Below are 24,137 nucleotides of genomic sequence, written 5' to 3' on the forward strand. Positions count from 1 at the left end.
CTAAGCTATTATAGTCTAGATAAGATAAACTTGGTTCTATATGATATTTGAGTTGACACTCCCACACCTAAAGGGGAAAGCTGACTAACATCAGTAGGATTCTTGCTACCAAAGGCGAAGTCCATTTCTGGTATCGTTGACGTGCAAGGTTGGGGTGTGCCATCACCACTCTCACGACAGACCGTATAGGTTCGTGTTCAGATGTTTTAGCGTCTTGTTCTTGACGTCATACACCATTTTACCGATAGCATGAATTCGGCGTCATCTCAAACAAATGAATAACTCATGGAGAGTGGACAAAACATACATAAAAATAAAAGGACGATGGATGTATTTATATCGTACCGTTGATTCTGAAGGAAACACGATTGACTTTTATTTGAGTAAATCTAGAAATTATAAGGCTGCAAAGCGCTTTTTCAAGAAAGCTTTGCAGTCTTTTCATGTTTCAAAGCCTCGTGTTATAACAGTCGATAAGGATCCTGCTTATCCAATTGCTATCGAACAGTTGAAGGAAGAAAAAAGGATACCAATGGGCACCAAAATCCGAAGGATAAAATATTTAAATAACATAGTAGAACAAGAGCCTCGTTTTATTAAAAAACGTATACGCTCTATGTTGGGATTTAAATCATACAAAACATCAGCTTCTATATTGAGTGGTGTTGAAGCCATGCATATGCTCAAAAAAGAATAAATTGATTTGCAGGACCAGTCTGTCCAAAATAAGAATATTTTTATCAACCGGCTGTTTGGATTAATTGCTTAACAGGTGAATCCGTTAGGAATCCTGAATTCTTTTTTACTTATCATTTTTTACACCAGAACCATACATTCAATCAAAAAGAGAAATATGTAAAAACGTATCAAAAAGTGTACTTTTTAATTAATTAAGCATATGTCTCTTTTTCGGGGGAATAAGCAAAAATACCTAGTTTAAAAATTTTCACAACAGAAACAGATAACGTGATAAAGTATTAGTTACTGTGTATGTAATGATAATAAAAGAGCCTTCCCTAATGGTGTTTTTTATAGCTTAGCTTATACGATTTTAGGAAATTAATAGCATTTTATACCGCTATTAGTAACCTAATTTCCAAGAAATAGAGGTGATTGTAGGTGACTAAACCTTTTAAAAAAAATAGTCGTTATATGGTTGGATTAGACAGTCTAAGGGGCCTAGCTATACTAGGTGTTATTTTGTATCATATTAATTTTAATTGGATGCCTGGAGGATTTTTAGGGGTTACTGTATTTTTTGTACTCTCAGGTTATTTAATTACAGATATTCTAGCGATGGAGTGGAAGAGAAATAAGAGAATTGATTTTAAGAAATTCTGGCTTAGTAGGGCAAGGAGATTGCTTCCAGCAATGTTTGTTATGCTCGTTATAACGTTGGCATGGATTACGATTTTTCATAGCTCTTTACTTGAAAAAATGCGTGGAGATTCATTAGCGGCGTTATTTTATGTTAGTAACTGGTGGTATATTTATCATAAATTATCTTATTTTGATAGCTTTGGTCAGCCTTCTCCGCTAAATCATTTTTGGTCGTTAGCTGTTGAGGAACAATTTTATGTGGTTTGGCCGTTCGTCATTAGTTTAGGATTTTATTACATAAAAAAACAATCACGCATGATCTTATTTATTTGTCTAGGAGCAATTGCATCTGCTTTAGCAATGGCAATTCTATATGAACCAGGCTCTGACCCAAGTAGAATTTATTACGGTACTGATACACGGGCTTTTTCTTTATTAATTGGAGCGGCACTTGCTTTAATTTGGCCAAGCAGTAGACTTGCGAATAAAATTATTCCGCAAGCACGTCTTATTCTTGATGTTATTGGGGGAGTTGCTCTTAGTATCATTCTCATTATGTTTTGGAAGACGAATCAATATGAGCCGTTTCTATACCGTGGGGGAATGGTCCTTTTATCAATTGCTACAGCCTTGTTAGTCGCTAACCTTGCGCATCCGGCTAGCAGAATCGCACTATTTTTGAGATTTAGACCACTGCGTTGGATGGGCGTGCGATCATATGGAATATATCTTTGGCATTATCCGATTATTACATTGACGACTCCGAAGGTAAATGCTGGAGAGTTTTCGATTACAAGAGCAATTCTTCAATTTCTCCTAATTATAGTTATTGCACAAATTTCGTGGAAGTTTATTGAAAATCCAATACGAAAAGGCGCATTGAAGAATATTCGGATTAAGAGCTTGAAAATAAGAAACTTAACTGTAAGTGGTAAGTTAGCTTTAATATGTGCAGTATTTATTTCTTCGATAGCTACTTTTGGATTAACAACAGCTAGTAAAGCAAAGGAGAATCCTTCAAAAGATAAGGTGGAAGCAGTGCAAGAAGAGCAAGAAGAGCAGGCTAAACATCCCGTTGCAGTTTGGGATAAACCAGCTAATGAACCACCTCAAAATAAAGAAGAACAAAAAGAAGGGATTCCCGCACAGCCTAAAGACCCTCTAACAGTTACAGCTGTAGGAGATTCAATCATGATTGATATTGCTCCGTATTTAAAAAATAATTTTCCTAATATTAGGATTGATGCGGAAATAGGGCGGCAAATGTCCAAAGCAATCCCTGCTGTGGAACAGCTAAAGAATGAGGGGAATTTAGGAAATCATGTCATTATTGGATTAGGTACAAATGGAGCCTTTACTAAGGAGCAATTAGCATCATTAATAAAAGTGATTGGGGATGAACGTAAAATTATATTAATTAATACGAGAGTACCACGTCCGTGGGAATCGTTGGTGAATGAGAAGTTAAAAGAAGCAGCATCAGCTTACAAAAATGTGGTGTTAGTTGATTGGTATGCAGCAAGTGCCGGAAATCAGGCATACTTTGAACCAGATGGCGTACATTTAACGAAAGCAGGTGCAGAAGCATATGCTGCCCTTGTAGCAAAAGCAGTGAATCAATAGAGAGTACGGAAACGATTCTGATGAAAAGATTTACAAACCGTATTTACGAAATTCTAACAAAAGAAAATGAATTTAACGGATTACCAGAAAGAATTCTCCTTCCTCAAGCGTGCGCAGGGCGTAGCCCAACGATAGGTGGGAGATGAATTTCGGTTTGGCGTAGCCAAAAAGCACGTAACTGTTAGGATCAAAAGTATGGGTAGAAAATTATGGTGAAGCAATCGCTGGTGATACCGGTAGTGCCATTAAAGGTAATCGTATTGATGTTTTAGTAGGTTCAAAAAGTAAGGCCATGAATTGGGGAAGACAAACTGTTAAAGTAAAAGTTCTATGATAATTATGGTTACCCAAATAGAAGTCAGTTCTCTTTATTGAGACTGGCTTCTATTTTTATTTTTAATGGTCATAATGCTCCGCAAAAATAAGTACTACTATCTACTGATGATGGAAAGTGATTAGTGATGTTGATGTTTATTACAAATTTGTAAGGTTATGTAATAGAAATCGATAGAATTGGATGTTTGAATAAGATAACCTGGTTAACGGATAGAAAATTCTGAAAAAAGGAGTGGGATGGATGAAGAAAAGTAAAAGAACATCTAGTTTTCTTAAAAGTGTGTGATCTCTGGGGGATCACACACGAAGCGTTGAGAATGAAATTGAAGAGAGTTAAAGATAGTAAATTAGTTAGTGATTTAATTAAGGAAGGAAAACTGAAATACTACAAACTATTGATTTGAAATAAAGTCGTATTGTTTATAAAAAAGATGTACCGTTTTGAATAAAGTTATACCGTTTACAAAAAAATTACACCGTTTTACCCCTTTAGATTATCTAAAGGGGTAAATTTATAGTGAAAAGAAAAAGAACATCTGGAATTGAAAGATCTATTAAGGAACTGTTGAGTGACAATAAGTTGTTCCGTTAAAGGGCCAGATTATTGAAGTAGATTATTTAACAGGGCAAGGAGCGGATAGGTCATTAGCAGATGACTTATCCGCTCCTTTTACGTTTTGTTCAATATATAAAAATAAGTAATGCATCTGCTTTTATTGTAAAATATATGTATATCTATGGTTCTTAATACAAGGAGAGATAAATAGTGGCAAATGAATTTGGAATGATTGAAGTTTTAATAACAAATGCAGTTAAGTTACCGGGAGTTAAAGTTAATAGAGATGAATTTTTAGCCAAAAATTTTTCTAAAAATGTATCCCCAAATCAATTAGCAGAAATAATTGAAAAAGGTCCAATAAACGCTAATATCGATAAAAAAATAATAAATAAAGTCGCAAAAAAGGTTATCTCTAATCGAACTATGAAAAGTTCTAGTGTCTCATTTGCTGCAGGTGTACCAGGAGGATTAGCAATGGCTGCTACAATACCAGCTGATACAGCACAGTTTTTTGGCATGGCATTAAGATTATCTCAAGAATTAGGTTATATTTATGGACATGAGGATTTCTGGGATGATGATGGATTAGATGTAGAAAAGGTAAACGGAGACTTGGTATTATTTTTAGGTGTTATGTTTGGAGTGGGAGGAGCAACAGCAACAATAAAAGTGTTGTCATCTCAATTATCTAAGGAAGCATTGAAAAAACTTCCGAATAAAGCTTTAATGAAGACATTTTATTACCCAATAATAAAAAAAATAGCAAGCTATATTGGAGTGAAAGTTACTAAGGACTCCTTTGCTAAAGGAATATCAAAAGTTATTCCAGTTGTTGGAGGTGTAGTCTCAGGAGGGCTAACATTTGCTTCTATGACGAAAATGGGGAATAGACTCTCAAAATCCCTAGAAGAAAATATGAATCTTTCTTCAGAAGATGTTAGAAAAAGCTTTGAGGAACTTAAAAAGAATAATCCAGAAATTATTGATGTAGATTTTGAAGAACTAGATAATTTTGATGAGATTAAAATATAAATATAATATAAAACCGCACTTACATTAGTTATGGAGAACTATATCATATTTGGATAAAGTTATTCAACAATCGGGCGCTTTAATTGAGAAAGGATAACAAAAATTATCAAACTTTTTTATAAAAGGATGATTCAATTGAATATAGAAAAAGTGTGTTTTGATCAATCTTTTTTCTAAACACGCTTTTTCCATTTGCCTCTTTTATCAAGGTTTATTAGGTTAATTTAATCAAAATTTATTCCAAGGCTACATAAAATGCAAAATTTTAGTTAGCGAACGAGAAATAAATACTTCTTTATTGATTCTGCTATATTTAAAAGTTTCTATTCTAATACAATAAGAAAAGCAAAAAGAACTTGTAGGAATTACTACAAGTTCTTTTTAGGCTAAGGCGAATACACGGGACACACAAATTATCTCATTATTCATAACGGGGAAACTATCTTACTTACGGCTTGGTTTCATTATATAACAAATATTAACATTCATAGGTTTTAATTTTGAAAATTATGTGAATTAAGAAAATGAGGAAGGTTATCGGTTTTTTGTTCCTGAAAATACCAGTTATTCATTTTGTGCAAGATACTTTCAATCAATATCCATATTATAATAAATTAGCAAAAATATAAATATAGGTAAATAAAGAAGAATGGGGGATTCTTACTAAAAGACTTTTATTTATATTCAGGATTAAATAACTATAAGAAAATGAATTTCATTTTGTATCTAAATATAATTCTTAAATATATGCAAATCAATACCCATCAACTTAAGAATTTTATAACGTCCCCAAAACAAAAAAATATATATTTTTTATTTTGGGGACGTTGCTTTTCTTAGCTTGATAGCGATGGGGTACCGCCAGCATTTTGGAAAAAACCCACGCTAAGAGCATGCAAGATTTTATACAGTTTTTCGGCTAATCCAGTAACAAATGGGAACCCTGAAACCCACGCCAGGATAGGAATGTATAAAAAAATGAATAGAGCCATAGAAATAGAAAAAGGCGGATTCTTTGTGAGAATAGGGATCCGCCTTTTTCTTGCTACTGATAATGAGACGTTATGTCAACCTTACATGTGTTTAATTAAAAAAATGTTTTAGACTATAGAAAAAAGTATTAGACTATTAAAAAATAGTTGTAGACTGAAAAGGTGCTTTCCATATTTGAAAACACCTTTTTAACATGAATTCTGTTAAAGTTAATAAATGATTTTTACTTAGTTAACAGTAGCTTCTAGTTAGTTTAACTGCTACCAGTAATACCCATACCCAAATAGACTGTAATCAATAAAAGCACACCTCCTAGTTCTGTATTGAGCCACCTTAACTTTGTGAATTTTATTTTAGAGAATGTCACTTGGTAAAGTGTGTAACATAATGGGAATTTATGTTAAAGTTATATTAGGAAAGTTTACAAAATAATTAGACATACAGAGGGAGAAATTGTGTTGAAATCTATTAAAAAACTAGCCATCATATTACTAATTGTTTCAATTTTCTTTATCGCATATAAAAATATTTCAAAACAAAAAGAAGGTTATGAATTTGTTATGGAATATTTAAAGACACATAAGACAGATAAAAATGTATCTTTTATTCTACAAAGAAATGGAAAAAATCTAGTAAGTATAAATTCTGATGAGGTAATTCCTTTAGCAAGCATGATGAAGCTAATTATTGCTGTAGAATTTGCTAAACAATCTGCTGAAGGAACGATTAAAGTTGATCAACAAATTCCCTTAAGTGATTTAGAAGCATATTATATAAAAGATACAGATGCCTCTAACCACCCTAATTGGATTCGTTATTTAAATGAAAAAAACATTATTCGAAATAATCAAGTAACATTAGAACAAATTGCAAAAGGAATGTTGCAGTTTAGTTCTAATGCAAATGCTGATTATTTAATAGACAAATTAGGTTTGGAAAATATTAATCAAACGATGAAAAATTTACAATTACCTCATCATCAAGAATTATATCCACTTGTATCTAGTTTATATGTTGCTGGCAATTTAAAAAAAGAAGAGAATTTAACCAAAAACGAAACCTTAATAAAAATGAAAGCTATGTCACAAAAAGAATTTGCTAGGGAATCCATTAAGATTCATCAATGGATGAAAAATTCTACTGAATTTAAACAACGTAATATCCCATGTCTAGGCGATATTGAATTTCAAAGAATATGGTCAGATAATTTACCAGCCGCATCAGCAAAAGACTATCTTCTATTGATGGAACGACTGAATCGTAAAGACTATTTCCCACAGGATGTGCAGAAAGAGTTAGACAAGATTGTCGAATGGCCTATGGAGAATCCAAATAACAAGGAATGGTTAATACATGTAGGGCAAAAAGGTGGTTCAACAGCATTTCTATTAACAAACTCCCTTTATGCAAAGGATAAAGAGGGAAATATGACGGAACTAGTGTTTATGTTTAATGACTTAAATGAAACTGATTATATGAACCTGAGTGAACATTACAATGATTTCGTGTTAAAAACTTTGAATGATCAAAAATTCAGAGATCTCTTAATTGAAAATTTAGATTAATTAAGAGATCGACCACACCATCTCTATATGGAAAGGCGGGCATGATACCATTGTGAGGGTGTGAAATTCCTGTCCACCGCAACATTCGCAAAGTAATCATGCCCGTATGGGATCTATCTCAAGCCTATACGATATGAAAATATGTTCTCAAAGTATGTGAATTTCACTCGTTTCAATTGGCTCAATTTTCGGTTGTGAAATATAAAAATTCCTAAACTGTAGTTTTATCAAATACAATTTCTCAGAATTCTCCTTATTTCCATTACATAAAATGTATATTCACTATCCAGTCTAATACTTTATTTTAATAAAACTCTTATCATGAAATATAAACGATTCGTCAGTCTAAATCTTTATTTTAGTTAATTAGACAAATACGAATAGCAATACCCCATTAGACCAAGGATGTTCAGTCTAAAACATTTTTGAAACTGAACAACATGAATATCTTATACAACCAAAATTTCGCAATACATCCTTTCTTCTGAATGATACAATAAGGGAAAAGATGGGGGTTTATCATGAATTAAAAAGGGAGAAGGTGATTGATCTTTTATGATTTCTATTTCGATATTACATAACAATTTGGATCACATTAACGGATTTATTGTTGATGGTCATGCGAATTATTCCTCTTATGGTGAAGATATTGTTTGTGCTAGTGTTTCAACAATAACTATTGGTACAGTGAATGCTATAGAAAGGTTTTGCCAAGTAAAAATGCAAACAGAGGTACGCGATGGATATTTAAAAGCAATAATACCAATTGATAGAAATGACAAAAAAGGATTTTCTAAGTCTGGTCATGATATACAATTATTATTACAGTCTATGGCATATACGCTTCGAGATTTAGAAAAAACTTATGCGAAACATATACGTATTACTACAAAAAATATATAACTGAAGAACTTCAGATAACGGAAATTATGGTAACTATTCAAAGGAAAATAAAGAATCATCCGCTATATTTAGCGGATGATTCTTTATTTTCCTCGATGTTTTTCTTTTCGCTTTTGAATTTTAATTTGTCTTTTTCTTTCTTTAATTTCTTCTTTTTTTTGACGCGTCATACTTTGCTTCATTTTCTTTTTTTGTTCTAATTCTATTCTCAACGCTTCAAAAGATTTATTAGAAACTCCTTGATTTTTTATTTCTTTTGCTGTTAATCTTATTAATCTTTTAGGATTGATAGCTTTAGTTTTTTTATTATCATTGGAGTTTTTAATACCTGATGTATTATTTAATAATGGAATCATATCATGAAAAATAAAGTCTAATATTTCACTATCCTTAGGTTCTGTTCTAAAAGTATGTTTACATACCTTTAGTTTGTTATTTTCATACATTTCTACAATTCCAATCCAAAATTGTCCATCAAAATAAATTGTAAGTGTCATTGAGAATCCCCCTTTTATATAGCATGAGTAATGGACATCCCAGGGGGGAAGGTTACTGACAATAGTTTTTAGTACTACTGTGTCCGGACTACCAACCGAACTGTGTTTTTTTACTCTAAGTTTATTATATTTCAAAATTTCAATTTGTAAATATTTTGGAGTTTTTACTACTGATAAGTGAAGTTATGTAAACATGACATGTATATAATATACAAGGGGAATTTGCAGAAAAATATAAGTAAAGGTATACAAAATATGTCTTACCATCCTACCGTGGTATGAATTCCCTTTTAGAAAGATACTACTATTGTTGGATGTTATTATAACTTTACTTGAATAAACTATAGATATCAAACTAACATAGGAGGAGAAACGAATATGTCTAACAAGTCTAAAGTTCACGGTTTAAAAGAGAATCAGCAGGAAGAAATTGATGCCATTCAACAAACGATCACTGAGATTGAGGTTGCATTTAATCAACATGATGCGGATGAATTAGATCGTCACTTCACTTCAGACGCTACATGGGTAAATGTACTTGGTGAACGGCTATCAGGTTGGAAGCAAATCAATGAAGTACACAAGATTATCTTGGCAGGACCACTTCGCAACTCATATGCTTCCTATATAGTTGAAAGCATTAACTTTGTGCGTTCGGATGTAGCTATTACACATATTAGGCAATACCCGACAACCTCTGAAGGGACAATAATAGAAAACGGGCAAGGCAGTCTTGCTATTTATGTGATGGTCAAAGAACTCGGAACGTGGCAGGTCGCTGCTGGACAGAATACATTTGTCCATAATTAAATACAAAATATATCTAGAACGTTATCTTTTTCTTCTTTGTTGATTCCAATGTAAGTCAATATGATTTGTGGTGTGCTGTGATTGAGTATTTCTTGCAACATAGCGATAACTTTTGACACTTGGAAAATTTGATGTCGATGTAGAAGTTATCCATTCCAAGTTATATGAATTGAATTAGATTATTCACAAGGACGAATAGCATCTCTTTAAAAATTAAAAGGAGCAAAAAATATTGCTCCTTTTTCACTTGAATTCCACATGAAATTTAGTGTCAATGATTCCAAAAGCAACTTTACATGGGAATGGATTTTCCCCTGTTGAAGCAGCACGCATACAAGAAAGTACCCAATATTCAAGTTCTAATGGTAAGCGGTATAATTGAATGCTACTATCATTGTTTGTTACTGATATGATTGGTGTATTTACCCTAGTTGTAGCGAAACCGTCCGTTGTTATCATTCCTACAGCATCATTATTATGAAAACCAACGCTTAAAACTTCGTAAATCATTCCATCTTTTTCATTGATAATCATAGGTATATTTAGGTAGGGATAGTTATTTATATCATTATGAATAACTGTTCTTGCTGTATTCTTTCTAGTCTGATTCCCTTGCATTTTATACACTCCTTTATAACAATTCAAACCTGATCACTTAAATCTATTCTATTTTACGTCTATTATATTAGAAAATCGTAGTGTCATCTTATTATAAAAAGCATCGGTACATATGACAGCGCTATTTGACGGATCAATAGCAACAACAGTCATATAACTAGAGAGTAAATAACCGTCTTCATAATATGTAATTAGTATTTCTTCTTCAGTTAATAAGGAACATAACAACATGTTCTCAATCAGTTCTTTTTCTTCAGCGGCTAAGATCGGCCGAGTTACTTTGTTTTTCTCCTTGATGATTTCACGAATACCAGCAAACTGTTCAGGCATTGCTGCGAATGGAGTCCATTTGACCATTCCTCTTCCTTTTGGCATATTAGCGTTATTCATGCTTTATGTCCCCCTAACAATGTGTTTCTGTATTTTGCTGTCGCACTATTTGTATACGAAATTCCTCTTAATATGCTATTCTTGCCAAATTTAGTGCGTATTTCATCCATTACCTTCGTTAATTTCATTTCTTTTTCTCGTTGTATTACATTGTCAAAAAGAGATATTTGTTCTTCACCTTCATTGATTAAGTTGGTTAAAGAAACATTGATGGATCTAATTGGTTCCCCGGTATAAAACTTATGTAAAAAATATGTACAAATATGATAGATATCCATTGTTAAATTGGTTGGTCGGTTCATAGTGTGAGTTTTTCTGAAACCGCCAGCGTAATTTTTACTGTAACCAATGGAAAAATGGATTGTTTGAGCTAGTTTGTTTTGTCTTCTCATTCGATAACAAACTTCTTCAATATGTTCTAGTAAAACAATCGGAAATTCTTCTATTGTATAGTCACGCATTAGAATTTGGCTTTTCCCTATAGAATTTGTAGCTGGAACATATTTTTCTGAAATGCGACTAAAGTCAATTCCATGGCTATGTAAGTGTAATTCCTCGCCGATCTTACCTAAGCTTTGTTTTAAGTATTTAAGGGGATAGTTGGCTAAATCACCGATGGAATGTATCCCCTTTCGATTTAACTTCTCTTCGGTTTTATGAGAAATTCCCCAAAATTTATTAAGTGGTCGTATGCTCCATAGTTTTGTAGGTACATCCTCGTACTTCCAAAAAGCAATCCCGTCTTTGTTCTTCTTAGCTTCAATGTCTAAAGCAACCTTACTCATTAATGGGTTAGGAGCAATTCCGATGGTACATTCAACTCGTGTATGATCGTATATTTCACGTTTGAATTTCATAGCGAATTCGTATGGGTCTTGGGCGAATAAATGGATGCTATCTGTAATATCCATAAAGAATTCATCGATGCTATATTGGTGAAAATCCTCAATCGGAACGTATTGTAAAGCTAATTTTGTTATGTAATTGGAACATTTGATATAAGTTCCCATTATTGGGTTTACCACAAGAATGTCTTTATGTCGTGGTATTTCGTACAATCTTGCCATTTTCTTAACACCTAGTGCCTTTAGTGGTGGTGTTGCAGCTAAAACAATGGAGCCACTCCTGTTTACATCTCCTACTACAGCTAATTTGGTATGAAGTGGATCTAAGCCCATCTTGATACAGGACACGCTTGCATAAAAGCTACGAAGATCTACACATAAAACAATTCGATTTGGCAAAATTGAGTAATCATACACTGTTATGCCTCCTTCAACAAGAACATCTGTTCTTATTATACACGAATGTACGTTCTTTTATGAAGTGGTTTTTGTAAAAAAATAAAACTGACTCTAGTTAGCCAGTTTTTACATATCCCAAAAGTCGGTAGATTTAACATTGGGTTTTATTTGCCTAATAGCTTTTAAAATCTTTTTCATTACAGTTGGACTAGGTATGTATTCTTTATCATTGCACGCCTTTGAAACTGTAGGACGACTTAATTTCGCGGTCTTTTCTAAATCATTTTGGGTGAAGCCATTCCGATCTAAAAAACCACCTAATTTCGTTCGGTTTTTCCCTCCGAATTTCCAAAACACTTAAATCCCTCCTGAACCTATTTTCAACATTGTGGACATAAATGTAAAAAACTATTCGCATAGACGGCAAAAGTTTTTTACATAATGTACAAGCTGTACACAATATGATGTATCAAAGCAGCTACCACGGTATTTATTAAGGTAGAAGAATACGAGGTTACCAAAGTAAGTTGCGAATGATTACCACAGTATTTATCAAGATTTCTACCAAGGTAAAACTACCACGGTATTAAGTAGATGAAGCTATGTAATATCTATATTCTAAATTCTGTTTATAAAGGGGGCATTTAAATGCGTGCTAGGAAAGAAACAATTCCTTTTCGCGAGTTTATGGATCGGTCATACAAAGATAAAGAACAGAAAATCCGTACATACAATTCATTAAGTCCTTTCGCATTCCTTCATATGTCGGATCAGGTATTATATACTTACATTGCATTAGGATTTATGGGAACGATTTTAATCGGAGCAGTCATGTTAGAAAAATACTTGGTGCGACATGACTATATATCAGCAGCTAAATTTGTAAGTGAAGGTATTTATCACGGAACGCGAATTGGTGGAGTTTGCTTGATTGGATATGTATTTGTTCGTATCGTAATCATGTTTTAAGGAGGGAAGGGAGTAATGGGGATTATAAAGGAGTGGCTTCGTACGCAAAGGTTAAGGAATCAGCTTATGGAGGTGTTCGGAAAAGCAGGTTTATATACGGAACATCAAACGCGTGGGGGCAAAGTTCCTATTTATCCAAAGATACATGATGTTTCCTCTTCGAAAGAAAGCGTGAGATATGTATTTACCATCCCAAACGGATTAGATCCACAGAAGATTGAAAAGAAGTGGTTCTGTTTTCAGCAAATATTAGGACGGAATATTACGATTGAAGGGGATGTGAAAAAGTTTGTACTACATGTATTCCGTTCAGATGCTGGACTAAAACCATACAATTACTGTTATAAAGAATGGCAGCCCTTATTAAAAGAATACCGTCTTCCTGTTGTGGTTGGCCGGGACCAATTCGGAAAAACGATTACGTATGATATGGTTGATTCCAATACACCACACTTATTAATAGCAGGAGAAACGGGAAGCGGGAAAAGTAGTATGGTACGTGTTGTATTATCCACACTTATTCAATATATGTCTCCTGAAAAGTTGCATTTGTACCTTGGTGACTTAAAAAACTCTGAATTTCATTTTTTGCGTAGAGTGAAGCATGTGAAAGAAGTTTGTATGGAAGAAATTGAAATGAAAATAATGCTTCAAAAGTTATGGAAGGAAATCAGAGAACGAAGAAAACTTATGGAAGAATATGAAGTTGATCATATTGATGCGTACAACAAATTAAATCCTAATTATCAAAAATCATATATTCTACTTGCTATCGATGAAGTGGCCATGCTAAAAGATGAAAAAGAGTGTATGACTACAATTGAAAAGATTTCAGCAGTCGGCCGATCACTTGGGGTTTTTCTTATGCTTAGTATGCAGCGGCCAGATGCGAAAGTGTTAGATGGTAAGTTAAAGCTCAATATGACCGTAAGAATTGGCTTTAAATGTGATAGTGCAATTAATAGTAATATCATGGGTACTCCTGGTTCAGAGCATTTAGAGCAATCAGGCCAAATGATTTTAAAACGAAATGGATTAAAGAAAGTGCAAGCTCCTTATTTGGAATTAAGTAAGGCGAAACAAATTGTTGAACCATATCGCATGTCTAAAGAGGAGAAAATACTCCAGAATTCATCGCAAGAAGAAATTCCGTTATTTGGGGTGTTAGATGATGAAGAGTAGAGATAAAGGAATTTTGAATGATTTGAAGCGATTTAGATGCATGTCCCGTGACGATATTATTGACTTGCATTTTCAAGGCTTAAAGAATGCGGTAACTTGTTGTAATACGGTTATGAAACGATTAAGAAGAGACGGCTATGTTGATGCTAACGTATTGCAGCACCCATACATTTATTTTCCGCAGCCAAGTTCTATCAGAAAGACAAGTCAAAAAATTCCTCATTTCCTTGGTATTGTGGACGTATACAAACAACTCGTTCATTATGAAAATCCTAAACTATTCAAAGTTGAACCAAAGTATGGGAAAGAATATATGGAGCCAGATGTTTTTACTATATGGGGTAGATCCCCATTTTTTATTGAAGTTCAAAAGTCAGTGTACAGTAAAAAAATAATGCAAGATAAGATAAACAGATACGAGTTATACCTCCATAGCCAAGAATGGCACAATGAATCCTGGCAACCGAAAGGTTCTAAATTCTTTCCTTCAATCCTTATAATTACTGACAAACATTACGACGTTCAATCACCTCATTTACGTATATTCCAGGCGAATTCTATAGAAAGTTTTATGAATAATTTAACGGTGAAATCTTAAAGAAAGCCTGCATAGTGCAGAGCTTTTTTCTTTTCAATAATATATTAAGTCATGTGTGATGATGATTGTTAGAATGCAGTAAATGAGCAAAGTAAATTTAAAGTAAGTTATGAAATGGTAATAAAGTATATTAAAAAGATAGGGTAAAACTTCTTCTAGAATGATATCTCCATAATTAATAACTTGTATGATAACCTCTCGATTATCACTATATCCATTCATATCTACAACTTGTCCCACATATTCGTTTGTACCAATATCTTTTTAAAGTACTCTAAAAAATGCACTTTATATTTTCTTTATCTTATCTTTATCTTATTTTTAAATTTCTATATTAAACTTAAAACCTAAAAGAAATAAATTTGAGTCTAAAAGGGGCAGAGAAATAGATGATTATTATATATTTTGTAAATAACCAACCGCCATTGAAAAATTGAATTTCTTATACGAGGAGAAATATATGAAGGATATGAGTAAAAAACAAATTATTAAAGTATTCCTTATTAGTATTTTAGGTTTAGGAACAATGCTTGGAATACTATATTTTAATCATAAAACTAATATTCAACAAAATAAAGCGCTCGCTACCGAAAAACGTGTATTGCAATATGAGCCTACCTTGAAAAAAGAATTAGAGAAATATAATTTAGGAGGGAAAACAGCAGTTTTATTAGGAATTATGTACCAAGAGAGTAGAGGTGAGGGAAACGACCCTATGCAGTCATCTGAATCACTTGGATTAAAGCCAAATGAAATTCAAGAGACAAGCTTGAGCATTAAACAAGGGGTAAAACACTTTGCTAAAATGTACAAATATGGAACGGAAAAAGATGTTAGCATGGATACAATTATTCAAAGCTATAATATGGGGCCAGGGTATATTGATTTTATTGCCAGTCAAGAAGTTAAACAACACTCGGAAGATTCGGCCAAAAAGTTTTCTAAGATGAAAGTTGATCAAAACCCAGCGATGTACACTTGTGGTGGAAATAAAAATAATTTTAGGTATCCATATTGTTATGGTGATTTCACATATGCCACAAAGGTGAATGAAAAAACAATACTTATTGAAGAACTTCTTCGAAATGTACATGACTCTTCTAAATAAGCTGTATAATGATACCGTCAGTTATCAACAATAAAATATTAGAATGTAACTTATACTTTAAGTAATTCTTTTTTGTTATTTTCTGTTGCAGGATTCTTATATAACTAGTTGTTTATGATACTAGTCAAAAAGGCTCTTATGTGTAGTAGCATAAGAGCCTTTTAACTATATGAGTAGGAAAGTACTACAGTGGATATTTTAGATGAAGTGTCTTATATCAAAAATTAAATAACTTTCAGTATAGCCTCATTCTAAATTTAGAAATGGGATACTTTTTCAATTGTATGCATAACGGAAATTGGTGGTAATAGTGCAGTCCAACCAACTGCATAAACGTTCAATTTTCCACCTAATTTGTAGTCTTTGCTATTTGGAATAGGTAATCCATTGCAATTAAAATTGCTGTAAATTGTGATAGAAACGAATGTGTTTTAATAATTTGATAGAAGGAAGGGCTTATGTTAAGGATTGTTTAAAGATAAGCCCTTTCTTTTTTTATTATTTCCTGACATCCATCCCAAAATTCTAAACGAAGTGAAAGTAGGGGTAGTTCAAGGTAATTTGTATTTAATTTGTGACAACTTTTATAAATTAATTTTAACTATCTTATGAATTAGAACAAATTATTATAAGTCATGGTTATTACTTAACATTTTGTTTTACTTGATCTTTTAATTCATTAAGGGTCTTACCGCTAATATTGTCAGTAATAGTTTCATGTATTTCATTTTTCAATACAATTGTTTTTCCTGCAATTTGTGCCTTGGAAGACATCTTACTTTCATTAATAGTTTCTATGTTTGTTTGAAGGTCAGCTTTGTTATTTTCATCAAAAGTAATTGCGAATGGTTCAATTGCTCCATAGTAGTTTCCAAATAATTGATCCTTCTTCAAAAACATCATATATTTTTTATTAACTTTAGGTTCGATATATAAAGGATCCTTATTTTGAACCTCTTTAGTATTTATCTTAGTAGCTTTTTTTGTAACTGTGCCATCTGGTGCAACAACTGCATTAGAATCTTCAAGCTTAATAGTTTCAGCAAAACGATGATTGATTTTTATTTGTTTATTTTCAGTCACACCTTTAATTGTTTCGGAAATATTGAAATTATATAGATGTCCTTCAACATAATTTTCTGTATCTTCTTCCGATGGATTACTTGGATTACGTGCCATATTCCACTTAGAGTCAAGACCTTCATATTCACCAATTATAACTAAATCGGCTTCATTAATCATTTGATTTAAATCACTTGTAGCAGGGAAATCCTTACTGATAATAACAGTTTCAGCATTGTTATCTTCGCCAGCAACATGGGAGAAGTGACTATTAAATGCTGAATATCCTCCAAAACCAATCACTGCAGCCAAAGGTATTGCAATTACTATAGTTTTTGCTTTTTTACTTAACATTAAGAAATCATCTCCTTTTTCTGTTAATAGATTGCATTTACACCATTTTTATCGTCGGTTTGAGGGACATGCATAGTAGTACGATTTCGATTGCTGTTCATAATTGAAGTGCCACTGTTGTGACCTATTCCTATTGCATGACCAAACTCATGAACTCCTGTACTTTTAGCAACATTAGATTTTGTAATATTTGTATTCCCTGCATTAATATCACCAGCGAATTTCGTTACTTTTTTAGTGGATGTATTATAAGTTGTGTTCATTCTTCCATAATAAGTAGAGGAACTTTCAAACCAAGAGTTTAATTTGTTCACAGAAGAAGAAGAAACTGTAAAGTTAATACGAGAAGCAGTGTACCAGGCTGAATCTGCAGCCTGCCAACCGGATTTAATGATACTGGAGCCATCGTCTAATCTGTCTCCCCACTTATATGTAGCTGATTTTGAAGGTAGCTTCCATCCTTCTTTTACATAAGCTTCTGAAACTCCAACGCTGGAAAAGACAAACACACTACCTAATAAAAATGCAGTAATCCCTTTTCTAAAATTCATATTATCCCTCCAAAGATTATTTTTAACAAGAGAATTATAGCATCATTATCTTGTTTTGGACTAATATTTTTTAAAAATTCCGAATATTTATATTGAGAAAATGGTATAAAATATCTTTTAAGGAGACGTTATTATAATGTATAAACATAAAGTAATGAAATGGAGTCTATGTTTATTAATATTTACTTTTTTAATTATTATTGGTAAAACAATTTGGTCAAATACACACATAGCAGAAATATCTAATGTTTCATCGAATTCTGAAACTATAGTATTAAGTAAGACATTCAAAACTACAAATCATTTAAGGGAAATGGTGGAAGAAGCAGATGTAATTGTACTAGGTGAATATGACGGTTTACACTCTAAATGGAATATGGCAAACAATTCATCATATGAGATTCAAGGTGAAGATGTCGAAGGCCATCTGTTTAATTTTCATGTCAAAGAAATTTTAAAAGGGGACTCTGTAGAGAATAAAATTTTAATAAATCATAGATATTCAGAAAGTCTCGTATTAGAGGAAAGTAATGAAGTTATTGATGACAATGGAATAATTCTGAAAGGTGCTACGAAAGTGTTTACAAAAAAAGTGAAAAATAAAGATCCATTGTATATAAAACCTAAATCGGGTGACACATATATAGTTTTTTTAAAAGAGAATAGTAAACTTGGACATTTTTATCCAGCTTTAGAACCTTTTATGATTCAATTTGATTTAGTGAATATCGCACACCTAAAAAGTAATCTAATAAATTGGGATAAAAACAAATATAAATTTGAAACAAAGGTTAATGAGAAAACTTTTTATATTGAAAATGAAATAGATTCAACCATCAAAGATAATATTAGTGGAAAAACATTAAAAGAAATTAAGAATTTTGTGAAGAAAACTTCAAAAATGAAATAACATTATGACATACTATATTTCTATATATAATTGAGGATATGATTCTAACACCTTTCTGGTGTATTTAAATGAGGAAAATATAAAGGTTTATAAATCTGTGTAGTTATTGCATTTTAAATAATGATATAAGATTTATACCTACAAGAACTTTAAATTTTCTGTTTACAGCATTAGGTCTTAATCCTATCATTAAAAGCGGCCTGAGTCCTGCAAGGGGATTCTTCTAGCAAAAAAATCTATAATTTTAAAGTGCTTTAAGCGTCAAGAAGGTTTAATTTAATTATGTAGTTGTGCAGCTTAAAAGATTGGGTAATGGTTATGATATAATAAAATTCAAGTATAATAAGGGGGGATGAATTAAATGATTTTTCAAAGCATGATTACAGCTATTATAGAAAAATTACAAGAGACCGTGAATCCCTATTGGATAATTGTATTTGGATCCACAGCAGAGGACAGAGAACGAGATGATAGTGACATTGATATAGCTTATTTAAGCGACATAAAATTAGGGAATTATGAACGTTTTTTATTAGCACAGGAGTTAGCGGATATTGTTCATAGAGATGTTGATTTAGTTGATTTATCCGAAGCTTCTACAGTTTTTCAAGCTCAGATTATACATACAGGAAAGACAATATTTTGTTCTGATGAAGAACGGAAAATCATTTTTGAAATGAAAACTTTAAAAATGTATTCAAAATTGAATGAGGAACGTCAGATAGTACTCGATGATATAAAGAAAAGAGGTTCTATATATGAAGAATGAGGTTATTTTAAATAAAATTTCCACAATAGAGCGTTGTATAAAAAGAATCCAAGATGTGTATGGAAATGACCCTGAAAATTTGGAGGATTATACAAAGCAAGATTCAATAATATTGAATATACAAAGAGCTTGTGAAGCGAGTATTGATTTAGCAATGCATATTGTTGCAGGTAAAAAATTAGGACTACCCCAATCTAGTCGAGAAGCTTTTGATTTATTGGTTACAGCAGGATTACTTAGCGCAGAGCTGGCAAATAAGTTAAAGGCTATGGTTGGATTTCGAAATATCGCTGTACATGATTACCAAAGTGTAAACTTAGATATTGTTCGTCAAATTATTGAAAAACATCTAAAAGATTTTAAACTATTTACAAAAGAAGTTATGGGGATTTTGGATTTATAGAAGCACAAATCTTAGAACCATGATTACATTAGAGAACATTGTGGTAACTGTATATTATGAGGAAATTACTCCTGTGGATACTTTACTTCCTTTAACAAATAAAAACATATTGAAAAAAGACACCTTAATGCGTCTTTTTTTTGATCTTTTTACATATTTTACTGGAAATAGAGCATGATATTACCAAATTCAACGGAGGTGTGTAAGAAATGCAAATTCGCGAAAATAATAATTCAAACGAGATTTTGGTAGGAGCTGCAGCAAGTGCAATTGAACAAATGAAGTATGAAATTGCTCAGGAGTTTGGTGTTACACTTGGACCGGATTCAACAGCACGAGCGAATGGTTCAGTAGGTGGAGAAATTACCAAACGTTTAGTGCGTATGGCGCAAGAGCAATTATCTGATCAATATAAAATTCACTAAAGTTAAAGGTATATCCCGTTGAAGGGATATACCTTTTTAATTTTTTGAAAGAGGATAATGAAATTTTGATTGTTAGTTAAGCTTAGAAACTGCAAATTTAGCTGTGAAATTCATCTTCTTCATGTACGAAGAATTTGCACCTGCTTGAAATTGTACAGAAATATTACCATCTTTTTGTGCTTTGAATACGCGACCATATGGTGAATTAGCATTGTAGGTGCCCATTATTTGATTATCTGTATCAAAGACCGTATAAGAAATTGGGAACCCAGAATTTTGTACAAAGACTGTAAGTTCTTCTCCTTTATTGAGATTAAATGTTTCCTTTTGAGACATTTCATAAGAACTCATAGAGTAATATTTTGTAACTTCTTGAATTTCTAAATTTGTAGTTGCTGCACTCGCTTTTGGTGCCTCTGCCCCTGGTAAGTTCATACCTGATAGTACTGCAATTCCTAATGCCCCTGATAAAATAACTTTTTTCATAATACTAGTTCCTCCTTTAATATATTGCGAGATTTGAAAAGGAAATGAAAACACCATTACCTGAAACCATTATAGTTACATTGAGAATAGTTTTCAATGGAGATTGATATGTAATTCTGCATACATAAGGTATTCTATTCAAGCTTTGAAGTATTCTTAGAAAGATGGGGAGGACAAATTTAAGAACAAGAAGAAAGTTTTTAATACTAGAATTCTAAAAGCATAAAGGTAGAAAATTAATGTTTTTGGTAAAAAAGAATTGACTTCCATCATTGTTGTAACTATAGTGGTTACATAGAGTTGTAATTAAGTTAGTTACAGATGGTATCTACTTAAAATAAAAATATGATTTATATATTTAATTAAGGATGGTGGTCCACACGCTGCCGCCCGGTGTAGACAAGTTACTAAGGTATTAAAAGCAATGCATATTTTGAACTGTAGTATTTTCTGCTTTGGGGCAATAATGTGCAGCGATATCTTTTGTTAAAAATCTTAGTTAACCTTTCTTTGGAAGGATTAGTTTGTGAAAAAAGTAGTAAGGTACCTCAAAAAAGAACAAGATATAAAAAAAGATGTACTTTTACAAACCAAAAAGTTAGCTAAGAATTTTAAGTGATAGCTGGACTGGCTAATAAAAATAAAGGTAGGAGATTTAAATGGAGACAAAACAAGATAACCTTATATACGTATGGGACGCATATTGTGGATGGTGCTATGGCTTTTCAGAAAGTATTAAAGGATTTTACCAAAAACACACTGAAGTGCCGTTAACGGTTTTATGTGGAGGGTTATTTTTAGATAATTTACCAATGAAAAATTTCTCATATATAGAAGAGGGAAATAAAAGAATTAATCAACTTACAGGTGCAGAATTTGGTCCTTCATATCAAAAATTGGTGGAAGAAGGGACTTTTAAAATGAATTCGAAAGATGCTGCAATTGGCTTTTCAGCTTTACGCTCATTAGCGCCAAACCGTTTGTTAGAATTCACTTCGGCTATGCAAAAAGCGTTTTATTATGAGGGACAAAGTCTGAGTGACCCTGAAACATATCGTAAGATTGCAATTGAGCATGGTTTGAACCCTGAACAAGTACTTGAACGTTTAAACGCTCAAGAAACAATTGTAGATGTCCAAAATGATTTCAATAAGGTTCGACAGCTTGGTGTTAATAGTTATCCTTCTTTGCTTTTACAAAAGGATAATCAAATTATCCCTATTGGTGGTGGAGTAATGACGCCAGATAAAATTGAAGCACGTTTTAAAAATTTATATTAAGGAATTTTAGGGTAAGGTATATAACATTTAATGTTTAAAGAAGGCTAGAAGTGGATGGAATTAAATCTTTCTTATAACAGTTATAGTTTCAATTTGTTTTTAAAGAGTGAGCTTCTGTCGGAACAAGATAAAAATGTGTTATCTATTTAATAACTTTAACAAAAGGAGAATAACATTCTATGTTTAAAACAATCGATACAAATCAAAAAGATGTGAAATTGACAGTGTTTAGTTCGGACGAAAAAAGTTTTATGGTCACTGCAACCTTAGTTGAGAAAGAGGGAGATGCATTTTTAATAAATTCAAAATTTACTCAATCTGATTCGAAAGAAATTGTTAATTATCTGAAAAAAAACAACTTATCTCTAGATAAAATCTTTGTTATTCATGGGGATCCAGACTACTACTTTGGATTAGAAAGTATTAAAGCTGCTTACCCAGAAGCCATAGCGTATGCTACAGAGTCTACTGTTGAACACATTGTTCATTCTGTCTTAGGGAAATTAAAAGTTTGGAAAGGCGTACTTGGAGAAAATGCACCAAGCAACGTGGTATTACCTCAAGTGTTTAAGGAAAAATCTATTGATTTTCAGGGGTTAACATTTGAACTAGTAGGCTTAGATAACTACAGAACTAGCTTATTTAATAGAGAACTGAAATTATTGATTGGAGGCATTGATGTATTTAACGAAATCCATGTGTTCTTAGCAGATACTAGCTCAAAAGCAGCAATGGAGGCATGGATTGAGAACTTGCAAGTATTACAAGCATTAAATGCTGACATTATTGTACCAAGCCATGGATCAATCGAAAAATCATTAGATAATCAAGCAATTACTGCAACTATGGATTACCTGAGAACTGCAATTCAAGCTTCTGAAGAAAGTAAAACTTCAACAGAGTTTGTGGCGAAACTTGAAACAGCATATCCAGACTATGCAAATAAAGGTGTATTAGAATTAAGTGCAAAAGTTGTAACAAAAGAAATGCCTTGGGGTTAATGCTATGAATAAATATCAAAAATTATTACATGAAACGTATGTGTTAACTGGCGAAGGGAAATTAGATGCTTTCAAAACGTATTTAAGTGAAAATGTATCTTGGACAGAAGCTGCTGGATTTCCATATGCGGGGACTTATATAGGTCCAGATGAAGTGGTGAAAAATGTACATGAACGCCTTGGCACGGAATGGGATAACTATAGTGCAAAGGATGAAGTTTATGCATTTAATAATAATACTGTTATCGTTTATGGGAAATATAGTGGGACATATAAAGCAACAGGGAAATCGTTTATAGCAGATTTTTGTCATCTTTATGAGTTTGATGAGAACGATAAGGTTAAGAAGTTTATTCAAATTGTGGACAGTGCAACTGTTAATGAGGTATTAAGTCAGAGCTAATCGTTTCTAACATACCGTGTATAAGAGGGAGTGTTAGGAAAGACGGATTTTTTTAACATTACCCCTTACAGCATATTTTGGGGAAGGTTTCTCCTTCTTCAAGTATGTTATGGAATATAACTATGTATGATTAGGAGAGGTATATATATGAAGTTAGAGAAAAATTTAATAATAATAATTATTTCTGTGTTTATTTTAGGAATTGTGTCGACTTTGATATTTCAAGCTTCCACAGGTAATAACAAAGCTAACTCAATAAAGAGTGGGAATGTTGCCTCAGTATCAAAAGAAGCGACAGAAAATGAAAAGAATAAAAAGATGGTAGTTGATTTCTATAATGAAGTTTTTAATAAACATAATATCGATATTATCCCTAAATATGTAAGCGAAGATTATAAGCAACATAATCCTTTTGTTGGTGATGGACGAAAAGCCTTCATGGATTTCTTTAAGGAGGATTTTTTTAAAAATCCTAATTCCTCTGCAGAGATTAAACGTGTAGTAGCTGAAGGAGATACAGTTGCTCTTCATGTACATTCTCGTGCTAATTCTCAAGATAAGGGAGTTGCTATAGTGGATATATTTCGTATAAATGATGGTAAGATTGTCGAACATTGGGATGTAATTCAAGAGATTCCAAATGAGGCAGCTAATGATAATACTATGTTTTAGGTAGAAGATATATCTAATAATTGTTTAATTGATAGTGCTGTATAGAATTTAGAAATGTAGATAAGTAAAGTAAA

The 24,137-nt window shown here is 32.4% G+C and carries 26 protein-coding genes and 5 pseudogenes; 20 read left to right on the forward strand and 11 right to left on the reverse strand.

Translation table 11 applies throughout. The annotated features are described in order from the left end of the window. Nucleotides 1-253: 253 nt before the first annotated feature. From NSQ47_RS25140 to NSQ47_RS25170, 7 genes and pseudogenes are all read left to right on the forward strand, one after another. Nucleotides 254-769, forward strand: a pseudogene (locus NSQ47_RS25140) (IS6 family transposase); the annotation flags it as partial. A gap of 350 nt (nt 770-1,119) precedes the next feature. Then, nucleotides 1,120-2,943 (forward strand): acyltransferase family protein, encoded by a 1,824-nt coding sequence (locus NSQ47_RS25145; RefSeq protein WP_341038313.1) that lies wholly within the window; start codon nt 1,120-1,122, stop codon nt 2,941-2,943. Nucleotides 2,944-3,124: 181 nt separating this feature from the next. Next, nucleotides 3,125-3,277 (forward strand): annotated as a pseudogene (locus NSQ47_RS25150) (3D domain-containing protein); the annotation flags it as partial. 280 nt (nt 3,278-3,557) lie between these two features. Continuing rightward, the gene (locus tag NSQ47_RS25155; RefSeq protein ID WP_445662107.1) at nt 3,558-3,683 is read left to right on the forward strand and encodes a hypothetical protein; all 126 of its coding nucleotides are present in this window, start codon (nt 3,558-3,560) and stop codon (nt 3,681-3,683) included. A gap of 362 nt (nt 3,684-4,045) precedes the next feature. Beyond that, the gene (locus NSQ47_RS25160; protein ID WP_341038315.1) at nt 4,046-4,870 is read left to right on the forward strand and encodes a bacteriochlorophyll 4-vinyl reductase; all 825 of its coding nucleotides are present in this window, start codon (nt 4,046-4,048) and stop codon (nt 4,868-4,870) included. Between the two features lie 1,448 nt (nt 4,871-6,318). After that, complete coding sequence (locus tag NSQ47_RS25165; protein WP_098674438.1) at nt 6,319-7,428, forward strand: serine hydrolase; 1,110 nt, start codon at nt 6,319-6,321, stop codon at nt 7,426-7,428. Between the two features lie 555 nt (nt 7,429-7,983). Continuing rightward, on the forward strand, nt 7,984-8,331 hold the full coding sequence (locus NSQ47_RS25170; RefSeq protein ID WP_002162212.1) for a ribosomal-processing cysteine protease Prp: 348 nt from the start codon (nt 7,984-7,986) through the stop codon (nt 8,329-8,331). 83 nt (nt 8,332-8,414) lie between these two features. Here NSQ47_RS25170 and NSQ47_RS25175 read toward each other — a convergent pair whose 3' ends face one another. Next, nucleotides 8,415-8,828 (reverse strand): YjdF family protein, encoded by a 414-nt coding sequence (locus NSQ47_RS25175; protein WP_341038318.1) that lies wholly within the window; start codon nt 8,826-8,828, stop codon nt 8,415-8,417. Between the two features lie 378 nt (nt 8,829-9,206). Here NSQ47_RS25175 and NSQ47_RS25180 point away from each other — a divergent pair, with 378 nt between their 5' ends. Further along, nucleotides 9,207-9,638, forward strand: a complete 432-nt coding sequence (locus NSQ47_RS25180) for an SgcJ/EcaC family oxidoreductase (protein ID WP_341038321.1) — start codon at nt 9,207-9,209, stop codon at nt 9,636-9,638. On the opposite strand, the pseudogene NSQ47_RS25185 reads toward NSQ47_RS25180, so the two are convergent. The 5 genes and pseudogenes from NSQ47_RS25185 to NSQ47_RS25205 all read right to left on the reverse strand — a co-directional run. Next, a pseudogene (locus tag NSQ47_RS25185) lies at nt 9,635-9,751 on the reverse strand (integrase); the annotation flags it as partial. The gene NSQ47_RS25180 and the pseudogene NSQ47_RS25185 sit on opposite strands and share 4 nt — an antisense overlap. Before the next feature lie 130 nt (nt 9,752-9,881). Then, nucleotides 9,882-10,256: a hypothetical protein gene (locus NSQ47_RS25190; protein WP_341038323.1), complete on the reverse strand. Its 375-nt coding sequence runs from the start codon at nt 10,254-10,256 to the stop codon at nt 9,882-9,884. A 48-nt stretch (nt 10,257-10,304) separates the two neighbouring features. Then, nucleotides 10,305-10,646: a YolD-like family protein gene (locus NSQ47_RS25195; protein WP_341038325.1), complete on the reverse strand. Its 342-nt coding sequence runs from the start codon at nt 10,644-10,646 to the stop codon at nt 10,305-10,307. Next, a complete protein-coding gene (locus NSQ47_RS25200; protein WP_341038327.1) occupies nt 10,643-11,908 on the reverse strand; it encodes a Y-family DNA polymerase in 1,266 nt (421 codons plus the stop codon). The genes NSQ47_RS25195 and NSQ47_RS25200 overlap by 4 nt, the downstream gene beginning before the upstream one ends. A 108-nt stretch (nt 11,909-12,016) precedes the next feature. Further along, nucleotides 12,017-12,247, reverse strand: a complete 231-nt coding sequence (locus tag NSQ47_RS25205; protein ID WP_341038328.1) for a helix-turn-helix domain-containing protein — start codon at nt 12,245-12,247, stop codon at nt 12,017-12,019. 291 nt (nt 12,248-12,538) lie between these two features. On the opposite strand from NSQ47_RS25205, the gene NSQ47_RS25210 reads away from it, so the two are divergent. The 3 genes from NSQ47_RS25210 to NSQ47_RS25220 are packed head-to-tail and all read left to right on the forward strand — an operon-like array spanning nt 12,539 to nt 14,639. Next, nucleotides 12,539-12,859 carry a hypothetical protein gene (locus NSQ47_RS25210; RefSeq protein ID WP_341038330.1) on the forward strand — a complete coding sequence of 107 codons (321 nt, stop codon included), beginning with the start codon at nt 12,539-12,541 and terminating at the stop codon, nt 12,857-12,859. A 15-nt stretch (nt 12,860-12,874) separates the two neighbouring features. Then, entirely contained in the window at nt 12,875-14,041 is a 1,167-nt protein-coding gene (locus tag NSQ47_RS25215; RefSeq protein WP_341038333.1) for an FtsK/SpoIIIE domain-containing protein, read from the forward strand. 22 nt (nt 14,042-14,063) lie between these two features. Next, complete coding sequence (locus NSQ47_RS25220) at nt 14,064-14,639, forward strand: hypothetical protein (protein ID WP_341038615.1); 576 nt, start codon at nt 14,064-14,066, stop codon at nt 14,637-14,639. A gap of 120 nt (nt 14,640-14,759) precedes the next feature. On the opposite strand, the pseudogene NSQ47_RS25225 reads toward NSQ47_RS25220, so the two are convergent. Beyond that, nucleotides 14,760-14,882: pseudogene (locus tag NSQ47_RS25225) on the reverse strand (vancomycin resistance histidine kinase VanS); the annotation flags it as partial. Nucleotides 14,883-15,099: 217 nt separating this feature from the next. Between NSQ47_RS25225 and NSQ47_RS25230 the strand changes: the two are divergent. Continuing rightward, complete coding sequence (locus NSQ47_RS25230) at nt 15,100-15,747, forward strand: lysozyme family protein (protein WP_000654275.1); 648 nt, start codon at nt 15,100-15,102, stop codon at nt 15,745-15,747. Between the two features lie 257 nt (nt 15,748-16,004). On the opposite strand, the pseudogene NSQ47_RS25235 reads toward NSQ47_RS25230, so the two are convergent. The 3 genes and pseudogenes from NSQ47_RS25235 to NSQ47_RS25245 all read right to left on the reverse strand — a co-directional run. After that, a pseudogene (locus NSQ47_RS25235) lies at nt 16,005-16,109 on the reverse strand (DUF3221 domain-containing protein); the annotation flags it as partial. Nucleotides 16,110-16,389: 280 nt separating this feature from the next. Then, nucleotides 16,390-17,163 carry a cardiolipin synthase gene (locus NSQ47_RS25240; protein ID WP_341038336.1) on the reverse strand — a complete coding sequence of 258 codons (774 nt, stop codon included), beginning with the start codon at nt 17,161-17,163 and terminating at the stop codon, nt 16,390-16,392. Between the two features lie 23 nt (nt 17,164-17,186). Further along, a complete protein-coding gene (locus NSQ47_RS25245; protein ID WP_001011319.1) occupies nt 17,187-17,714 on the reverse strand; it encodes a matrixin family metalloprotease in 528 nt (175 codons plus the stop codon). A gap of 136 nt (nt 17,715-17,850) precedes the next feature. Between NSQ47_RS25245 and NSQ47_RS25250 the strand changes: the two genes are divergently transcribed. The 4 genes from NSQ47_RS25250 to NSQ47_RS25265 all read left to right on the forward strand — a co-directional run bounded on the left by NSQ47_RS25250 (nt 17,851) and on the right by NSQ47_RS25265 (nt 20,221). Continuing rightward, entirely contained in the window at nt 17,851-18,624 is a 774-nt protein-coding gene (locus NSQ47_RS25250) for a hypothetical protein (RefSeq protein WP_341038338.1), read from the forward strand. A 361-nt stretch (nt 18,625-18,985) separates the two neighbouring features. Next, nucleotides 18,986-19,393, forward strand: coding sequence for a type VII toxin-antitoxin system MntA family adenylyltransferase antitoxin (gene mntA / locus NSQ47_RS25255; RefSeq protein WP_002162056.1), 408 nt, complete (start codon nt 18,986-18,988; stop codon nt 19,391-19,393). Then, the gene (gene hepT / locus NSQ47_RS25260; RefSeq protein WP_098069280.1) at nt 19,383-19,796 is read left to right on the forward strand and encodes a type VII toxin-antitoxin system HepT family RNase toxin; all 414 of its coding nucleotides are present in this window, start codon (nt 19,383-19,385) and stop codon (nt 19,794-19,796) included. Before mntA ends, hepT begins: the two co-directional genes overlap by 11 nt. A 209-nt stretch (nt 19,797-20,005) precedes the next feature. Beyond that, nucleotides 20,006-20,221 (forward strand): alpha/beta-type small acid-soluble spore protein, encoded by a 216-nt coding sequence (locus tag NSQ47_RS25265; protein ID WP_341038341.1) that lies wholly within the window; start codon nt 20,006-20,008, stop codon nt 20,219-20,221. A gap of 72 nt (nt 20,222-20,293) precedes the next feature. Here NSQ47_RS25265 and NSQ47_RS25270 read toward each other — a convergent pair whose 3' ends face one another. Next, nucleotides 20,294-20,707, reverse strand: coding sequence for a hypothetical protein (locus tag NSQ47_RS25270; RefSeq protein WP_341038343.1), 414 nt, complete (start codon nt 20,705-20,707; stop codon nt 20,294-20,296). 659 nt (nt 20,708-21,366) lie between these two features. On the opposite strand from NSQ47_RS25270, the gene NSQ47_RS25275 reads away from it, so the two are divergent. The 4 genes from NSQ47_RS25275 (at nt 21,367) to NSQ47_RS25290 (ending at nt 24,063) form a co-directional block, all read left to right on the forward strand. After that, a complete protein-coding gene (locus tag NSQ47_RS25275) occupies nt 21,367-21,987 on the forward strand; it encodes a DsbA family protein (protein ID WP_341038345.1) in 621 nt (206 codons plus the stop codon). A 179-nt stretch (nt 21,988-22,166) separates the two neighbouring features. Beyond that, a complete protein-coding gene (locus NSQ47_RS25280; protein ID WP_341038347.1) occupies nt 22,167-22,988 on the forward strand; it encodes a cytoplasmic protein in 822 nt (273 codons plus the stop codon). A gap of 4 nt (nt 22,989-22,992) precedes the next feature. Beyond that, the gene (locus tag NSQ47_RS25285) at nt 22,993-23,391 is read left to right on the forward strand and encodes a nuclear transport factor 2 family protein (protein WP_341038350.1); all 399 of its coding nucleotides are present in this window, start codon (nt 22,993-22,995) and stop codon (nt 23,389-23,391) included. 147 nt (nt 23,392-23,538) lie between these two features. After that, nucleotides 23,539-24,063, forward strand: coding sequence for a nuclear transport factor 2 family protein (locus NSQ47_RS25290; RefSeq protein WP_341038351.1), 525 nt, complete (start codon nt 23,539-23,541; stop codon nt 24,061-24,063). Nucleotides 24,064-24,137 lie beyond the last annotated feature (74 nt).

The organism is Bacillus sp. FSL R10-2780 (assembly GCF_038006125.1).
In the GTDB taxonomy this organism is placed as follows: domain Bacteria; phylum Bacillota; class Bacilli; order Bacillales; family Bacillaceae_G; genus Bacillus_A; species Bacillus_A cereus_U.

What these genes read in the sequence shown, in the direction of transcription:
- hepT (WP_098069280.1), top strand. Translation starts at nt 19,383, where the DNA reads ATGAAGAATGAGGTTATTTTAAATAAAATTTCCACAATAGAGCGTTGT.
- NSQ47_RS25175 (WP_341038318.1), bottom strand. Translation starts at nt 8,828, where the DNA reads ATGACACTTACAATTTATTTTGATGGACAATTTTGGATTGGAATTGTA.
- NSQ47_RS25290 (WP_341038351.1), top strand. Translation starts at nt 23,539, where the DNA reads ATGAAGTTAGAGAAAAATTTAATAATAATAATTATTTCTGTGTTTATT.
- NSQ47_RS25170 (WP_002162212.1), top strand. Translation starts at nt 7,984, where the DNA reads ATGATTTCTATTTCGATATTACATAACAATTTGGATCACATTAACGGA.
- NSQ47_RS25275 (WP_341038345.1), top strand. Translation starts at nt 21,367, where the DNA reads ATGGAGACAAAACAAGATAACCTTATATACGTATGGGACGCATATTGT.
- NSQ47_RS25285 (WP_341038350.1), top strand. Translation starts at nt 22,993, where the DNA reads ATGAATAAATATCAAAAATTATTACATGAAACGTATGTGTTAACTGGC.
- NSQ47_RS25265 (WP_341038341.1), top strand. Translation starts at nt 20,006, where the DNA reads ATGCAAATTCGCGAAAATAATAATTCAAACGAGATTTTGGTAGGAGCT.
- NSQ47_RS25215 (WP_341038333.1), top strand. Translation starts at nt 12,875, where the DNA reads ATGGGGATTATAAAGGAGTGGCTTCGTACGCAAAGGTTAAGGAATCAG.
- NSQ47_RS25270 (WP_341038343.1), bottom strand. Translation starts at nt 20,707, where the DNA reads ATGAAAAAAGTTATTTTATCAGGGGCATTAGGAATTGCAGTACTATCA.
- NSQ47_RS25230 (WP_000654275.1), top strand. Translation starts at nt 15,100, where the DNA reads ATGAAGGATATGAGTAAAAAACAAATTATTAAAGTATTCCTTATTAGT.
- NSQ47_RS25245 (WP_001011319.1), bottom strand. Translation starts at nt 17,714, where the DNA reads ATGAATTTTAGAAAAGGGATTACTGCATTTTTATTAGGTAGTGTGTTT.
- NSQ47_RS25210 (WP_341038330.1), top strand. Translation starts at nt 12,539, where the DNA reads ATGCGTGCTAGGAAAGAAACAATTCCTTTTCGCGAGTTTATGGATCGG.
- mntA (WP_002162056.1), top strand. Translation starts at nt 18,986, where the DNA reads ATGATTTTTCAAAGCATGATTACAGCTATTATAGAAAAATTACAAGAG.
- NSQ47_RS25180 (WP_341038321.1), top strand. Translation starts at nt 9,207, where the DNA reads ATGTCTAACAAGTCTAAAGTTCACGGTTTAAAAGAGAATCAGCAGGAA.
- NSQ47_RS25280 (WP_341038347.1), top strand. Translation starts at nt 22,167, where the DNA reads ATGTTTAAAACAATCGATACAAATCAAAAAGATGTGAAATTGACAGTG.
- NSQ47_RS25240 (WP_341038336.1), bottom strand. Translation starts at nt 17,163, where the DNA reads ATGTTAAGTAAAAAAGCAAAAACTATAGTAATTGCAATACCTTTGGCT.
- NSQ47_RS25250 (WP_341038338.1), top strand. Translation starts at nt 17,851, where the DNA reads ATGTATAAACATAAAGTAATGAAATGGAGTCTATGTTTATTAATATTT.
- NSQ47_RS25195 (WP_341038325.1), bottom strand. Translation starts at nt 10,646, where the DNA reads ATGAATAACGCTAATATGCCAAAAGGAAGAGGAATGGTCAAATGGACT.
- NSQ47_RS25190 (WP_341038323.1), bottom strand. Translation starts at nt 10,256, where the DNA reads ATGCAAGGGAATCAGACTAGAAAGAATACAGCAAGAACAGTTATTCAT.